Below are 15,891 nucleotides of genomic sequence, written 5' to 3' on the forward strand. Positions count from 1 at the left end.
CGCGTCAACACTTTATTATTGCTTGGTCAGTGTCGCCAGTTTCTGCCAGGTATCGATCACCGAGTCCGGGTTCAGCGACATCGATTCGATGCCCTGCTCCATCAGCCAGGCGGCGAAGTCCGGATGGTCCGAAGGACCCTGGCCGCAGATGCCGATGTACTTGCCCTGGTCGCGGCAAGCCTTGATCGCCATCGACAGCAGCGCCTTGACGGCCGGGTCGCGCTCGTCGAAGTCAGCCGCCAGCAGCGCCATGCCGGAATCGCGGTCCAGGCCCAGGGTCAGCTGGGTCAGGTCGTTGGAACCGATGGAGAAGCCGTCGAAGTGTTGCAGGAACTGGTCGGCCAGGATGGCGTTCGACGGCACTTCGCACATCATGATCAGGCGCAGGCCGTTTTCGCCGCGCACCAGGCCGTTCTTGCCCAGCAGGTTGACGACCTTCTCGGCCTGACCCAGGGTACGGACGAACGGCACCATGATCTCGACGTTGGTCAGGCCCATGTCGTTGCGCACGCGCTTCATCGCCTGGCATTCCATTTCGAATGCGCCGGCGAAGTCGGCCGCCAGGTAGCGGGCCGCGCCGCGGAAGCCCAGCATCGGGTTCTCTTCATCCGGCTCGTAGCGCGAGCCGCCGATCAGCTTCTTGTACTCGTTGGACTTGAAGTCCGACAGGCGCACGATGACCGGCTTCGGCCAGAACGCGGCGGCGATGGTGGCGATGCCTTCGGCCAGCTTGTCGACGTAGAAGGCTTTCGGCGAGGCGTGGCCGCGCGCGACCGACTCCACCGCCTTCTTCAGGTCGGCGTCGATGTTTGGGTACTCGAGGATGGCCTTCGGGTGCACGCCGATGTTGTTGTTGATGATGAACTCGAGACGAGCCAGGCCGACGCCGCCGTTCGGCACCGACTGGAAGTCGAACGCCAGCTGCGGGTTGCCGACGTTGAGCATGATCTTGGTCGGCAGCTTCGGCAGTTCGCCGCGCGACACTTCCGAGATTTCCGTTTCCAGCAGGCCGTCGTAGATCTTGCCTTCGTCGCCTTCGGCGCAGGAAACGGTGACGAAAGTGCCGTCCTTCAGCACTTCGGTCGCGTCGCCGCAACCGACGACGGCCGGCACGCCCAGTTCACGGGCGATGATCGCCGCGTGGCAGGTGCGGCCGCCGCGGTTGGTGACGATGGCCGAGGCGCGCTTCATCACCGGTTCCCAGTTCGGGTCGGTCATGTCGGCGACCAGCACGTCGCCCGGCTGCACGCGTTCCATGTCGGCCGGGTCGTGGATCACGCGCACCGGACCGGCGCCGATCTTCTGGCCGATCGCGCGGCCGGAGGCCAGCACCGTGCCGGACGATTTCAGCTTGAAGCGCTGCTGCACGTCGGTCGCCTTCTGCTGCGACTTGACGGTCTCGGGACGCGCCTGCAGGATGTACAGCTTGCCGTCGCGGCCGTCCTTGCCCCACTCGATGTCCATCGGACGGCCGTAGTGGTTCTCGATGATGACGGCGTACTTGGCCAGCTCCACCACTTCCTGGTCGTTGAGCGAATAGCGGTTGCGCATTTCAACCGGCACGTCGACGGTCTTGACCGAGCGGCCGGCCTTGGCTTCGCTGGTGAATTCCATCTTCAGCAGCTTGGAGCCGATGTTGCGGCGGATGACGGGCGACTTGCCCTTTTCCAGCATCGGTTTGTGGACGTAGAACTCGTCCGGATTGACCGCGCCCTGCACCACCGTCTCGCCCAGGCCGTAGCTGGAGGTGACGAACACCACGTCCTTGAAGCCGGACTCGGTGTCGATGGTGAACATGACACCGGCCGCGCCCAGGTCGGAGCGGACCATGCGCTGCACGCCGGCCGACAACGCCACTTCGGCGTGGGTGAAGCCCTTGTGCACGCGATAGGAGATCGCGCGGTCGTTGTACAGCGATGCGAACACGTGCTTCATCGCGTCGAGCACGTTGTCGATGCCGACCACGTTGAGGAAGGTTTCCTGCTGGCCGGCGAAGGAGGCGTCCGGCAAGTCTTCGGCGGTGGCCGACGAGCGCACGGCGAACGACATCTCGGTGCTGGAGTCGGCGACCAGCTGGTCATAGAAGGTTTCGATTTCCTTCTGCAGGCGCGGCTGGAACGGGGTTTCGACGATCCACTGACGGATCTCGGCGCCCGCTTGCGCCAGCGCGCGCACGTCGTCGATGTTCAGGTCGGCGAGGCGGTCGGCGATGCGGTCGGCCAGCGGCTTGCCGCCACCGATGCTGTGCGACAGGAAGTCGCGAAATGCCTGCGCCGTGGTGGCGAAGCCGCCCGGAACCCGGACACCGGCTTCAGCCAGCTGGCTGATCATTTCGCCCAGAGAGGCGTTCTTGCCGCCGACGGATTCGACATCCGTCATTCGCAAGTGTTCAAACGAGGCAACATAAACCGCTTCGTTGTTTTGCTCCTTCAATGCTGCGTTGGACATAATTACACCTTTTTGATGATAGAAATCTTCCAGCGAGGCGCAGACTTGTTTCTTGTTATTCTGGTCGTCGTGCAGCACAATCTTACCAATGGCGCCCATTCTACAGCCTGCGGCCCAAATTGACGATTCACAATACTGACAGGCTCACTCTACATGACACAAGAACAACGCCCCACGCTGCCTTCCTCCGCCCGCACCGTGTTTTTCGTCTCCGACGGCACCGGCATCACGGCGGAAACCTTTGGTCACTCGGTGCTGACCCAGTTCGAGCTGCGCTTCCGCCAAGTCCGGCTGCCGTTCATCGATACGCTGGACAAGGCGCACGACGCGGTGCGCAAGATCAACGAGGCCTTTGCAACCGACGGTCAACGTCCGATCATCTTTTCCACGCTGGTGAAGACGGAGTTGTCCGACGTCATTCGCCACTGCAAGGGCATGTATATGGACATGTTTCAAACATTTGTTGCGCCGTTGGAACAGGAACTGGGCGTCAAATCGACCCACACCATCGGCCGTTCGCACAACATCGTCGACAGCGAGGAGTACAAGAATCGCATCGAGGCGATCAATTTCTCGCTGGCGCACGACGACGGCCAGTCGCACAAGAACCTGTCGTCGGCCGACGTGATCCTGGTCGGCGTGTCGCGCTCGGGCAAGACGCCGACCAGTTTGTACCTGGCGATGCAATACGGCATCAAAGCGGCCAACTATCCGCTGATCCCGGACGATTTCGAGCGCGGCAAGCTGCCGTCGTCGCTGTACGAGTTCAAATCCAAGATCTTCGGGCTGACCATCACGCCCGAGCGGCTGTCGGAGATCCGCAACGAACGGCGGGCCGGCAGCAAGTACGCGGCGCTGGAAAACTGCCGCTACGAGGTCAACGAGGCCGAAATGATGATGAAGCGCGAAGGCATACGCTGGCTGTCGTCGACCACCAAGTCGATCGAGGAAATCTCCACCACCATCCTGCAAGAGATCAAGCCGAACCGGCGCGAGTACTGAGGGGCTGCTGATTATGCCGGCAAGTGCGCGCGGCTGGAGGCCAAGCTCGCGTTCCTGCGCAAACTGAAGGCGATGGCGGATGCCGGCGTCGAATTACTGTCGGGAACTGACGCACCATCTATTCCCGGACTGGTACCGGGATATTCGCTGCACGATAATCTGGCTGAATTGGAACGCTCGGGACTGAGCCGTTACCAGGTATTATCTACCGCAACCCGCGCGCCGGGAACCTTTATCTCGCGCACAAAAGGCGGCGTGCAGTTTGGCCAGATTATTACTGGTTATCGCGCAGACCTGATATTAACCAAGCAGAATCCGCTGGATGGCTTATCGACTTTACGTTCGCCATTGGGCGTAATGGCCGAGGGCCGCTGGCGCGATAAACAAGCACTGACGGAATTAATGGCCGGTGTGCGCCGCAGTTATCTCCCGGATTAAATAAATACGCCGGCTGCATTATATTGCAGCCGGTTTGATATATTACCCTCCCATACCCTAGCCATGCCGGATTTTAGCTAAAACATGCCAATTTCAAGCATGAATTGAGCGAATTGCGGGGCAACGAAGCGCAATGAAAAAAAAGAGATGAGAGGAGTATAGGCGAGTCAATACCCCGGTCATATAAACCAGGTATATTTATACTCGGGGAAAGTGATTAGAAGAAGTGCTGCCAGTCGGCCAGCCAGGCGGGGAATTCCTCGACCGGCATAGGCTTGGCGATATAATAGCCTTGGGCATAAGTGCAGCCCAGGCCTTGCAGGAAATCCCAATCCTGTTTTGTTTCTACGCCGACCGCCACCGAACGACGATCCAGGCTGCGTGCCAGGCCAAGGCAGGAACGCAATACGGTGCCGATGGCTTGTTTCTTGGACGCCCCGTCGACAAAACTGCGGTCTATTTTCAGTTCCGAAAAAGGTATGCGCGCCAGTAATTGCAAATTACTGCGGCCGGTGCCGTAATCGTCGATGGCCAGCCCGAATCCTTTCATCCGCAAACGCAATAACCGTTCGAGAAAATGCGGATCCGTGGTCAGCACCGCCGACTCGGTCATCTCGAAAGTGATGTAGTCGGGCATGATGCGGTGCCGGTCCAGGCAGGCCGCGATCTGGTCCATGAACTGCGGATGCGCCAGCGTGCTCTGATCAACATTGATGGAAAACGAGATCGGTATGCCCTGGTCGTGCAAGGTGCGGCAGGCCGCGACCGACTTTTCGATCATGCTCCAGTCGAGGAAATCGACGCGCCGGTTATCCTCCAGCACCTGCATGAACGACGCCGGTCCCAGCACGCCGTACAGCGGGTGGCGCCAGCGGGCGAACATCTCCAGGCCCTTGACCTGTCCCGTCTCGAGCTCGATCTTCGGCTGGAAGAAGGGGTCGAACTCGCGCGCCTGCAGTCCCTGCCCCACTTCGGCAAACGAAATCGGCGGCACTGTCGGGCGCGCCGCGGTCCGCGCTTCGCCCGGCTGCAGGTAGTTGGTGATCAGCGCCTCGAGCCGGCTGCCGATGACCGGCTTGCCGATCGCGCCCAGCATGTTGATGCCGTAGGCGGCGGCCATGGTCTCGACCGAGAACAGCACCGCGTTCGACTGCGCGCCCACCACCACCACGCCCACGCGCGATTTGGCGTCGGCCAGGCGGCGTATCAGTTCCAGCGCGTCCATGCCCGGCAGCGCCAGGTCGATGATGGCGATATCAACGGGCGGCGCCATGTTGGCGGCGGTGCTGAAATGGCGCATCGCCGTGTGGCCGTCCGGCGCCTGCGTAATCCGGCCGACGCCGAGGTGCACCAGGATGTCGGCCAGCGCGTGGCGTTGTACCTGATCCCCTTCGGCTACCAGAAAGTGCAACTGCGCGATATCCATGAACTGCTCCGTTGATGCGTTAAGACTGATTCTGCCTTACTTGTTCGAAAAAGCATACTGCCGCGCATGCGGCCACGTTCAGCGACTCGACCTGGCCCAGGTGCGGTATCACCACCTGATGGGTCGCCATCGACAGCAGATCGTCCGCCACGCCCTGCCCCTCGTGCCCGAACAGCCAGGCCACAGGCTGGCGCAGGTCGACGTCGTACAGCCGCTGGGTCGCATAGCCGCTGGTGGCCAGCGTGGCCACCTTGGCCGCCGACACCAGCGCCGCCAGGTCGACGTTCTCGAAAATATCCAGCACAAAGTGCGCACCCATGGCCGCGCGCAGCACCTTGGGCGACCAGCAGAACGCCGTACCGGCGCTGCAATAGACCTGCGTGATGCCGGCCGCCGCCGCGCTGCGCAGGATGGAACCGACGTTGCCGGGATCCTGCACGTTGTCGAGCAGCACCGCCGACACGGCCAGCGGCCCGCCCACCGCACGCTCGGGCGTCTCGATCAGGAACATCACGCCGACGCCGTGTTCGACCTGGCTGACGGCGTTGTACAGCGCGTCCGGCAGTCCCAGCACGTGCGCATGCCGCGCTTCCAGCTGGCCGACGATGTCCATCACTTCCGGATTGTGCAGCGCCGATTCGCTGACCACGCACTGCTCCGGCAGGCCGCGCAGCTGCAGGTAGGCCTGGCACAGGTGCACGCCGTCGAGCAGGGTGCGGCCGGACTTGCGTCGCGCCTGGGAACTGCCGGCCAGCTTGACCAGGTCCTTGTATTGCGCGTTGTCGCGCGAGGTGATCGTCTTCATGCCGCCCTCCCGCCACTGGTACGGGCCGCGAACAGTTCCAGCACCTCGCGCACCGGCGCGAACGAGCGGCGGTGCACCGGCGAGGCGCCGTGCTCGCGCAGGCGCTCCAGGTGCAGCGCGGTGCCGTAGCCCTTGTGCTGGTCGAAGCAGTACTGCGGATACTGCGCATGCAAGGCCACCAGCGCGGCATCGCGCGCGGTCTTGGCCAGGATCGACGCGGCCGAAATCGCATCGACCTTGTCGTCGCCGCCGATCACGGCGATCGACTGGATCTTCATCACCGGGCAGCGGTTGCCGTCGATCAGGGCCAGCGTCGGCACGGTGCTCAGCGCCTCCACCGCGCGCCGCATCGCCAGCATCGACGCCTGCAGGATGTTGAGCTTGTCGATTTCCTCTTCCGACGCCTCGGCGATCGCCCACGCCAGCGCGTGGGCCTTGATCAGCGGCGCCAGCATGTCGCGCCTGGCTTCGGTGAGTTTTTTCGAATCGCGCAGGCCGTCGATGGGCCGCGAGACGTCGAGGATGACGGCGGCCGCGAACACCGGGCCGGCCAGCGGCCCGCGTCCCGCCTCGTCGACGCCGCAGATGATCTCGTCGGGCGAATCGGGCAGGAAGTCGAACAGGCCGGATTGTTGATTATTCACGTTGATACTCTTTATGCTTGGATGACTTTGAGCACGGCGGCCGCGCTCTCCACCGCGCTGTTGCGCAGCAGGCTGTGATGCATGTCGGCGAAGCGCTGCGCCAGCCGCAGGCGGTGCGGCGCGTCGCTCAGCTGCTGCCACATCGCGTCGGCCAGCGCCTGCGGATTGGCCGCGTCCTGCAGCAGCTCCGGCACCAGGAACTCGCGCGCCAGGATGTTCGGCAGGCCGATCCACGGCTGGTAGCCAAAGTGGCGCAGGATCTGCCATTCCAGCTCCATCATGCGATAGGCTATCACCATCGGCTTCTTGAACAGCGCCACCTCCAGCGACGCCGTGCCCGACGCCACCAGCACCGCGTCGGCCGCGGCGATGGCGGTATGCGACTGGCCGTCGAGCAGCTGCACTTCGACGTCCTGCAGGCCGGCCTGCGCCACCAGTTCGAGGAAGTACCGGCGCTGGCGCTCGCCCGCCATCGGCGCGACGAACCTCAGCGTGCTGTCGCGCTGCTTCAGCAGTTTGGCGGCGCCGATGAAGGCCGCCGTGTTGTACTTCAGTTCGGACATGCGGCTGCCCGGCATGATGGCCACCACGCTGGCGTCCTCCGCCAGGCCCAGCGCGCGGCGCGCGCCCGCCTCGTCCGGCGCCAGCGGGATCAGCTCGGCCAGCGGATGGCCGACATAGCTGACCGGCACGCCGGCCTGCTTGTAGATTTCTTCCTCGAACGGAAACACCACCAGCATGTGCGACACCGCCTTGATGATTTTCTTGATACGGCCGCCGCGCCAGGCCCAGATCTGCGGGCCGATGTAGTGGATGGTCGGAATGCCGGCCGCCTTCAGCTGCTCTTCCAGCCCGAGGTTGAAGCCCGGGTAGTCGGCGCCGATGAAGGCCGCCGGCCGCTCGGCCAGCAGCCGGTCGCGCAGCGCGTTCTGGATGCCCTTGATCTCGCGGTAGCGCGGGATCACGGCCAGCAGGCCGCGCACCGTCAGCTTGTCCATCGGGTAGTGCGATTCGAAGCCCTGGGCGATCATGTGCTCGCCGCCGATGCCGTGGAAGCGGGTGTCGGGCAGGTGCGGCCGCAGGCCGGACAGCAGGCGCGCCGCCAGCACGTCGCCGGACGGTTCGCCGGCGACCAGCGCTATGGATGGCACGCCCGGTTGCGCAGCCACCATCGGCCGCGCGCTGTCAGCGGACGATGCCACGGCTGGCGACGCCGAGGAAGTCGCGCATGGCACGGATGTGCTGCGCCACGTCGGCCGGGCTGGCCTCTTCTTCGGCCTGTAGCGCGGCCTTGGCCTCTTCCAGCGTCAGGCCGGAGCGGTAGATGGTCTTGTAGGCGCCGCGGATGCCGTTGATCTGCTCGCGCGTAAAGCCGCGCCGCTTCAGGCCCTCGATATTGACGCCGTGGGCCTGCGCGGGATTCCCGTTCAACAGCACGAACGGCGGCACGTCCTGCGTCAGCGAGGTGCTCATGCCGACGAACGCGTGCGCGCCGATCTTGCAGAACTGGTGCACATTGGCGAAGCCGCTCATGATGACCCAGTCGCCGATCTCGACGTGGCCGGCGATCTGCGCGTTGTTCGAGAAGATCGTGTTGCTGCCGACCTGGCAGTCGTGCGCCAGGTGGACGTAGGCCGAGATCCAGTTGTCGTTGCCCAGCGAGGTCACGCCCTTGTCCTGCACCGTGCCGGTGTTGAAGGTGCAGAACTCGCGGATGGTGTTGCGGTCGCCGATGGTCAGCCTGGTCGGCTCGCCGTTCCATTTCTTGTCCTGCGGCGCGGCGCCGATCGACGAGAACTGGAACAGCTTGTTGTCGCGGCCGATGGTGGTGTGGCCTTCGATGACCACGTGCGGCCCGACCACGGTGCCCGAGCCGATGACGACGTTGGGACCGATGACCGAATACGGCCCGACCTCGACACCGGTGTCGAGATGCGCCTTCGGATCGACGATGGCGGTGGCGTGTATCGTCGCCATGATTACTTGCCTGCTGGCTGGCTGGCGTCCGATGCGCTGCGGATGGTGCACATCAGTTCCGCCTCGACCGCCGTCTGGCCGTCGACCGTGCCGACCGCCTTGTACTTCCAGATGCCGCGCGACACGCGCAGGATCTCGACATTCATCACCAGCTGGTCGCCCGGCTCCACCGGACGCTTGAAGCGCGCGTTGTCGATGCCGACGAAGTACACCACCGAATTCTCGTCCGGCTTGATGTCCATGGTCAGGAACGACAGGATGGCGGCGGTCTGCGCCATCGCCTCGATCATCAGCACGCCCGGCATCACCGGCTTGTGCGGGAAGTGGCCGTTGAAGAATTCCTCGTTGACGGTGACGTTCTTGATGGCGGTGATGGTCTTGCCCGACTCCCAGTCCAGCACGCGGTCCACCAGCAGCATCGGGTAGCGGTGCGGCAGGTACTGCTTGATGGCGTGGATGTCCAGGCACTTCTTGGTGCAGGTGGACGCTTCGGTGGTTTCTGGAGTGGTAGTAGTCATGATTTATTTCTCGTCGTGATTCGTCAGTGTTTTAATTGTTTTTTCCAGCGCGCGAATTTTATCGCGCATCGTCGACAAATTGCGGACGATGGCGGCTGATTTTTCCCATTCGCTGTTTTTGGCCAGCGGATAAAAGCCTGTGTACTGTCCCGGTTCCAGGATCGAGCGCGATACCATGCTGCCCGAACCCACGTGGACCTTGTCGACGATGGTCAGGTGGCCCAGCACCATGGCGGCGCCGCCGAAGGTGCAGTACTTGCCGATCTTCGCGCTGCCGGCCACGCCGACGCAGCCGGCCATCGCCGTGTGCGCGCCGATGTGGCAGTTGTGGCCGATCTGGATCTGGTTGTCCAGCTTGACGCCGTCCTCGATGATCGTATCGGCCAGCGCGCCGCGGTCGATGGTGGTGTTGGCGCCGATGTCCACATCGTCGCCGATGACCACGCGCCCGGTCTGCGGAATCTTGATGTAGGCCCCGCCCTCGTTGGCGAAACCGAATCCGTCGGTGCCGATGACGGCGCCCGAATGGATGATGCCGCGCTTGCCGATCACGCAGCGCGAATGGAACGTCACGTTGGCGAACAAATGCGTGTCCTCGCCGATCACCGCCTCGCGGCCGATGTAGCAGCCGGCGTCGATCACCGCGCCCTCGCCGATCACCGCGCCCGCCTCCACCACCACGCGCGCGCCGACATGGGCGCTGGCGGCGATGCGCGCGTCGTCGGCGACCACCGCGCTGGCGTGCACGCCAGCCGCCGGCACGATGGCCGTCAGCGATTCGAAATACTGCGCCGCGCGGGCGAAATACACATACGGATTGTTGGTGACGATGCGCGCGCCCTGGAAGCCGGCGGCGATAAAAGCGTCGTCGGCGGCCGACACGATCAGTGCCGCCGCCTGGCTTTGCAGCGCTTGCGCGCGCAGTTTGCTATTGCTGAGAAAGCTGATGTGCGAAACGCCGGCGTCCGTCAATGGCGCGATCCCGGTCACTTCCAGGTTCGCGTCCCCCATCAACTGCCCGCCCAAGCGTTCGACCAATTCCCCTAGTCGAGTGCCCATCGGGTGGTCCAATCTATCGTTTTATTTGTCTTTATCCAGCGCCGCCAGCACTTTTTCGGTGATGTCGATGCGCGGGCTGGCCCAGACCGCGTCCTGCAGCACGATGTCGAAGCCTTCGACCAGTGCCAGCTGCTTGATGATCTTGGTGGCTTTTTCCGAGATCGCCTGGCGTTCCTCGTTGGTGCGCTGGTTCAAATCCTCGCGGAACTCGCGCTGGCGGCGCTGGTATTCCTTATCCAGCTCGAACACGTCGCGCTGGCGCTTGACGCGGTCGGCCTCGGACAGGGCCGGCATGTCCTTTTCCAGCTTTTCGGTCGACGTCTTCAGGCGCGAAGCCATGTCCGCCATGGCTTTCTCGCGGCTCTTGAACTCTTCCTGCAGCTTTTCGCCGGCCAGCTTGGCCAGCTTCGATTCGTTGTAGATGCGCTCAGGGCTGAGCCACGCGATGCGCGAGGCCGAGGTCTGGGCCTGCACCGGCGCCAACGCACACCAGCCCAGTGCAAGCACGGCGAGGGATTTGGTCAAGGTAGCAGATACAGTCTTCAACTTGTTTCTCCGGGGAAAATATTAAAGTCTCTAGTCATCATTGGAAGCGCGTCAGAAGCCGCTGCCCATCTGGAACTGGAAGCGTTCCAGGCGGTCGCCCTGCTTGGCGTTCAAAGGCTTAGCATAACTCAACTTGAGCGGGCCGACCGGCGAAATCCAGCTGATACCCAGGCCGGTCGAGTAGCGCAGCTCGGAGGCGCGCATCTTCTGGCCTTCCTGGTAGACCTGGCCGGTATCGAGGAAACCGAACCAGCGCAGGCTGCGGTCCTGGCCCGAGCCGGGGAACGGCAGCTGCAGCTCGGCGTTGCCGATCAGGCGCGAGGCGCCGCCCAGCGCATCGCCGTAGGTGTAGTCGACCGCGCCCAGCGAGGAGCTCAGGTAGCCGCGCACCGAACCGATGCCGCCGCCGTAGAAGTTCTTGAACACCGGATAACTGCTGCTGCCCAGACCATGGCCGTAGTCGATCTCACCCTTCAGCGCCAGCGTCACTTTCGAGAACAACGGCTTGTACCACTGGTGCTCGTACACGGCGCGGTAGTATTTCTGCTGGCCGACCAGATCCAGCTCCAGGTTGGCGCGCTGGTAGCGGCCCACGGTCGGCGTCAGCGCCGAGTCGCGGCTGTCGCGCGCCCAGGCGGCCGTCAGCGGCACGGCGTTGGTGGCGGCGGTGCCGATACCGGTGGTGTTGCCGGTGATCGTGGTGACGTATTCCTTGAAGCGGATCGGCGACGTTTCGTCGGTGGTGATCTTCGAGCGTTCCAGGCCGATGCCGAAGAACACCGTGTCCACTTCGGAGAACGGCACGCCGTAGCTGATGCGGCCGCCCTGCTGCTTGATGGTGTAGGAGCCGATGTTGAGCGCCGGCGGCTGCTGCGTGCGCAGGTACACTTCGTACGAGCGCGACACGCCGTCGTCGGTGTAGTACGGGTCGGTCTGCGAGAACGAAATCGTGCGGCTGTACTTCGAGGTATTCAGTTCGATGCCGACGGTGGTGCCCGAACCGGCGAAGTTGGCCTGCTGGATCGCGGCCTGGAAGCTGAACTTCTCCGACTGCGAGAACGCGCCGCCGATCTGGAAGTTACCGGTCGGTTTTTCCACCACGGTCAGGTTGACGTCGACCTGGTCGGACGTGCCCTGCGCTTCAGGCGTGTCGATGGTCACGTCCTTGAAGTAGCCCAGGCGGTCGACGCGGTCGCGCGACAGCTTGATCTTGTTGGCGTCGTACCACGACGACTCGAACTGGCGGAACTCGCGGCGTATCACCTCGTCGCGCGTGGTGGTGTTGCCGGCGATGTTCATGTGGCGCACGTAGGCGCGCTTGCCCGGATCGATGAAGAACGTGAACGCCACTTCGCGCTTCTCGCGGTTGATGTCCGGATTGGCGTTGACGTTGGCGAAGGCGTAGCCGAAGGTGCCCAGTCGATCGGAGATCAGCTTGTTGGTGGCGGTCAGGCGCGCGCCGGAATAGGTTTCGCCTTCGCGCAGCAGCACCAGCGAGCGCAGTTCCTCTTCGCGGCCGAAGGTCTCGCCTTCGAACTTGATGCCCGAGACCTTGTACTTCTCGCCCTCGGTGATGTTGATGGTGATGTAGATGTCCTTCTTGTCCGGCGTGATCGACACCTGCGTCGAGTCGATGTTCATCTCGATGTAGCCGCGGTCCAGGTAGTAGGACTTGAGCGACTCGATGTCGCCGGTCAGCTTGGTCTTGGAGTACTGGTCGGCCTTGGTGTACCAGCTGAACCAGCCGCCGGTGTTCAGCGCCAGCTGGTCTTTCAGCTCCTTGTCCGAGAACACCTTGTTGCCGACGATGTTGATCTGCTTGATCTTGGCGACGTCGCCCTCGTCCACCGCGAAGGTGATGTTGACGCGGTTACGCTCGATCGGCGTGACGGTGGTGACGATCTTGACGCCATACAGGCCGTGCGACAGGTACTGGCGCTTCAATTCCTGCTCGGCGCGGTCGACCGACGCCTTGTCGAAAATCTTGGTCTCGCCGACGCCGATGTCCTTCAGCGCCTTGACCAGCGTGTCTTTTTCAAATTCCTTGGTACCGGTGAATTCCACCTTGGAGATGGCCGGGCGTTCCTCGACCAGCACCACCAGCACGCCGCCGTCGGCTTCGAGCTTGACGTCCTTGAAGAAGCCGGTGGCATACAGCGCCTTGATGGCGGTGATGGATTTGTCGTCGTTGAAGGTCTCGCCCACCCGTACCGGCAGATAGCTGAAGACCGTACCGGCTTCCGTACGCTGGATCCCTTCGACGCGGATGTCTTTGATGACGAAGGGCTCGATGGCCATGGCACTGCCGGCGCACAGCGCCAGGACAGCGGCGCCGATCAGGCTACGGCGAAAGGAAGGTGAAGTAATACGGTCAGAATATAATTTCATTGGGGTTATTCAATGGCTAAATCAACGAACTACTCATATAGATACAAAGCGAAAGCGCGCCTGCTACAGCAGCCGGGCGACGTCGTTAAACACCGCCAGCAGCATCAGGGTCAGCAACAACCCCATACCGACACGCTGCGCAATCTCGCCAAAACGTTCCGGTACAGAACGCCCAGTTAAAACTTCCAGCGAATAATACAGCAAATGCCCCCCATCTAGAACCGGAATCGGTAGCAAATTCATCACCCCCAAACTGATGCTGATGAAGGCGATGAAGCTCAAATAGCTCGCCGCGCCCATCCGCGCCGTTTGCCCGGCATAATCGGCGATCGTGATCGGTCCGGTGACGTTCTTCAGCGAGACCTCGCCGGTGATCATCTTGCCGATCATCTTCAGGGTCATCGTGCAGGTATCCCAGACCCGCGTCATGGCTTTTCCCACGGCCGCAACCGGGGATGATGGCACGGTGATCATATCCGGCTGCAGAGCGACGTAGGCGCCGATCTTACCGACTGTTACAGTTCCCTTACCGGTTTTTGCCTCGCCTTTCACCTGTTCCGCCTGCGGCGCCATGGCCAGCGTCAGCGGCTGGCCCGCGCGGCGGACCGCCACCTGCACGGTTTTGCCGGCCGAGGCGCGGATGATGTCGATGAAGGCGATGCCGTCGGCCACCGGCGTGCCGTCGACGGCCACCAGCAGGTCGCCGACCCGCAGGCCGCCCCGGTCGGCCGCGCCGCCGGCGATCACCTGCTCGACCACCGGCGTCGGGCGGGAGACGCCGACGCCAAGCTTGCCCAGCACGTCGCCCTCCAGGTCCAGCGCGGACAACGCGGCGGCCGGCAGCGTGAAGGTGAAGCGGCCCTGCCCCACGCGCTCGACGGCGATGCGGGCTTCCTTCTTATCGATGGCGGCCTGGATCAGGCTCCAGCGCAGCTCGGACCAGACGGCGACCGGCTGCTCGTTGACGGCGGTGACCACGTCGCCGGTGCGCAGGCCGGCGGCCCAGGCGGCGGCCGGCGCGGCGTCCACCGTCGCGCGCACGCTGACCTTGCTGGCCGGTTCTTCGACACCGTGCATGTACAAGCCGGCGAACAGCACGATCGCGATCAGGAAATTAGCCAGCGGGCCGGCGGCCACGATGGCGATGCGCTTCCACACGTTCTGGCGCGTGAACTCGCGCTTCAGCTCTTCCGGCGGCAGGTGGCCCAGGTCGGCCTCGCGCGCGTCGAGCATCTTGACGTAGCCGCCCAGCGGCAGCGCGGAGACGGCCCATTCGGTCTGGTCCGGCCCGAAACGGCGCGACCACACCACCTTGCCCATGCCGACCGAGAAGCGCAGCACCTTGACGCCGCACCAGCGCGCCACCAGGTAGTGCCCCAGCTCGTGGAAGATGACCAGGGAGCCCAGGCAGACGACAAATGCCAGCGCGGTTTGCAGGAAGTTCATTTTGCCAGTCCGGCGATATAGGTTTCGGCGGCGGCGCGCGCGGCGCCGTCCTGCGCCATGACGGCGGCGATGCTGTCGGCGGCGCCGTGCGGCAACGCTTCCATCACGTGCGCGATCACGCGGTCGATCTGGCGGAAGCCTATCCGCAGGTCGAGGAAGGCCTGCACCGCCACTTCATTGGCGGCGTTCAGCAGCGCGGGCGCGGTGCCGCCGGCCTTGAGCGCTTCGAACGCCAGCGCCAGGCAGGGGAAACGGTTGAAATCGGGACGCTCGAACTGCAGCGTGGCGATCTGCGTCAGGTCCAGCTGGGCCACGCCGGAAGCGATGCGCTCCGGGTAGGCCAGCGCGTGGGCGATCGGCGTGCGCATGTCGGGATTGCCCAATTGCGCCAGCACCGAGCCGTCGGCATACGACACCATCGAATGGATCACCGACTGCGGGTGGATGACGACTTCGATGCGGTCGGCCGGCGCGCCGAACAGCCAGTGCGCCTCGATCACTTCCAGGCCCTTGTTCATCATCGTGGCCGAATCGACCGAGATCTTGCGGCCCATCGACCAGTTGGGGTGCTTGCAGGCCTGCTCCGGCGTGACCGCGTCCAGCGTGGCCACGTCGCGCGTCAGGAACGGGCCGCCGGAGGCGGTCAGCAGGATCTTGGCCACGCCGGCCGCGTCGTCGCGCACCGCCGGCACGCGCCCGCCGAACTGCGGCAGGCACTGGAAGATCGCATTGTGCTCGCTGTCGATCGGCAGCAGCACCGCGCCCGCTTCGTGCGCGGCGTCGATGAACAGCTGGCCGGACATGACCAGCGCTTCCTTGTTGGCCAGCAGCACCTTCTTGCCGGCGCGGGCGGCGGCCAGGGTCGGCGCCAGGCCGGCGGCGCCGACGATGGCGGCCATCACACTGTCGACTTCCGCCGCGCTGGCGATGCTGCACAAGGCCGCTTCGCCATATTCCACTTCGGTGTCGACGCCGGCCGCGCGCAGCAACACGCCCAGGCGGTCGGCGGCGGCGGCGCTGCCGACCACGGCGCGCGCCGGACGGAACGCGATGCACTGGGCCGCCAATTCGTCGACGCGGCTGTGCGCGGACAGCGCGTAGACGGCATAGCGCTCGGGGTGGCGGGCGAGCACGTCCAGCGTGGACACGCCGATCGAACCGGTGGCGCCAAGGATGGTGATTTGTTGCATTTTA

At 63.9% G+C, this 15,891-nt stretch carries 14 protein-coding genes; 2 read left to right on the forward strand and 12 right to left on the reverse strand.

All coding sequences use genetic code 11. The features are described from left to right. Positions 1–15: 15 nt before the first annotated feature. On the reverse strand, positions 16–2,448 hold the full coding sequence (gene ppsA, locus ACSQ3S_RS19530; RefSeq protein WP_436145054.1) for a phosphoenolpyruvate synthase: 2,433 nt from the start codon (positions 2,446–2,448) through the stop codon (positions 16–18). A gap of 153 nt (positions 2,449–2,601) precedes the next feature. Here ppsA and ppsR point away from each other — a divergent pair, with 153 nt between their 5' ends. Next, a complete protein-coding gene (gene ppsR / locus ACSQ3S_RS19535; RefSeq protein WP_176651085.1) occupies positions 2,602–3,450 on the forward strand; it encodes a posphoenolpyruvate synthetase regulatory kinase/phosphorylase PpsR in 849 nt (282 codons plus the stop codon). Between the two features lie 72 nt (positions 3,451–3,522). Beyond that, positions 3,523–3,888 carry a hypothetical protein gene (locus ACSQ3S_RS19540; RefSeq protein WP_436143486.1) on the forward strand — a complete coding sequence of 122 codons (366 nt, stop codon included), beginning with the start codon at positions 3,523–3,525 and terminating at the stop codon, positions 3,886–3,888. A 217-nt stretch (positions 3,889–4,105) separates the two neighbouring features. Here the strand turns inward: ACSQ3S_RS19540 and ACSQ3S_RS19545 are convergent, their stop codons facing one another. From ACSQ3S_RS19545 to ispC, 11 genes are all read right to left on the reverse strand, one after another. After that, complete coding sequence (locus ACSQ3S_RS19545) at positions 4,106–5,314, reverse strand: EAL domain-containing response regulator (RefSeq protein WP_176651087.1); 1,209 nt, start codon at positions 5,312–5,314, stop codon at positions 4,106–4,108. Between the two features lie 19 nt (positions 5,315–5,333). Next, positions 5,334–6,119, reverse strand: a complete 786-nt coding sequence (locus ACSQ3S_RS19550; protein WP_176651088.1) for a TrmH family RNA methyltransferase — start codon at positions 6,117–6,119, stop codon at positions 5,334–5,336. Continuing rightward, the gene (gene rnhB, locus ACSQ3S_RS19555; protein ID WP_436143487.1) at positions 6,116–6,763 is read right to left on the reverse strand and encodes a ribonuclease HII; all 648 of its coding nucleotides are present in this window, start codon (positions 6,761–6,763) and stop codon (positions 6,116–6,118) included. Before rnhB ends, ACSQ3S_RS19550 begins: the two co-directional genes overlap by 4 nt. 11 nt (positions 6,764–6,774) lie before the next feature. After that, positions 6,775–7,965, reverse strand: a complete 1,191-nt coding sequence (gene lpxB / locus ACSQ3S_RS19560) for a lipid-A-disaccharide synthase (protein WP_436143488.1) — start codon at positions 7,963–7,965, stop codon at positions 6,775–6,777. After that, positions 7,949–8,740, reverse strand: a complete 792-nt coding sequence (gene lpxA, locus ACSQ3S_RS19565) for an acyl-ACP--UDP-N-acetylglucosamine O-acyltransferase (protein WP_176651090.1) — start codon at positions 8,738–8,740, stop codon at positions 7,949–7,951. The genes lpxB and lpxA overlap by 17 nt, the downstream gene beginning before the upstream one ends. 2 nt (positions 8,741–8,742) lie before the next feature. Beyond that, positions 8,743–9,258 carry a 3-hydroxyacyl-ACP dehydratase FabZ gene (gene fabZ, locus ACSQ3S_RS19570; protein ID WP_176651091.1) on the reverse strand — a complete coding sequence of 172 codons (516 nt, stop codon included), beginning with the start codon at positions 9,256–9,258 and terminating at the stop codon, positions 8,743–8,745. 3 nt (positions 9,259–9,261) lie between these two features. Beyond that, entirely contained in the window at positions 9,262–10,317 is a 1,056-nt protein-coding gene (gene lpxD, locus ACSQ3S_RS19575; RefSeq protein WP_436143489.1) for a UDP-3-O-(3-hydroxymyristoyl)glucosamine N-acyltransferase, read from the reverse strand. 21 nt (positions 10,318–10,338) lie between these two features. Continuing rightward, positions 10,339–10,842 carry an OmpH family outer membrane protein gene (locus ACSQ3S_RS19580; RefSeq protein WP_353404529.1) on the reverse strand — a complete coding sequence of 168 codons (504 nt, stop codon included), beginning with the start codon at positions 10,840–10,842 and terminating at the stop codon, positions 10,339–10,341. 72 nt (positions 10,843–10,914) lie between these two features. Then, the gene (gene bamA, locus ACSQ3S_RS19585) at positions 10,915–13,251 is read right to left on the reverse strand and encodes an outer membrane protein assembly factor BamA (protein WP_436143490.1); all 2,337 of its coding nucleotides are present in this window, start codon (positions 13,249–13,251) and stop codon (positions 10,915–10,917) included. A 63-nt stretch (positions 13,252–13,314) separates the two neighbouring features. Continuing rightward, positions 13,315–14,697: an RIP metalloprotease RseP gene (rseP, locus tag ACSQ3S_RS19590; protein ID WP_436143491.1), complete on the reverse strand. Its 1,383-nt coding sequence runs from the start codon at positions 14,695–14,697 to the stop codon at positions 13,315–13,317. Further along, positions 14,694–15,887: a 1-deoxy-D-xylulose-5-phosphate reductoisomerase gene (gene ispC / locus ACSQ3S_RS19595; protein WP_176651096.1), complete on the reverse strand. Its 1,194-nt coding sequence runs from the start codon at positions 15,885–15,887 to the stop codon at positions 14,694–14,696. The genes rseP and ispC overlap by 4 nt, the downstream gene beginning before the upstream one ends. Positions 15,888–15,891: the final 4 nt, after the last annotated feature.

This window comes from Duganella sp. LjRoot269 (genome assembly GCF_964254095.1).
In the GTDB taxonomy this organism is placed as follows: domain Bacteria; phylum Pseudomonadota; class Gammaproteobacteria; order Burkholderiales; family Burkholderiaceae_D; genus Rugamonas; species Rugamonas hordei.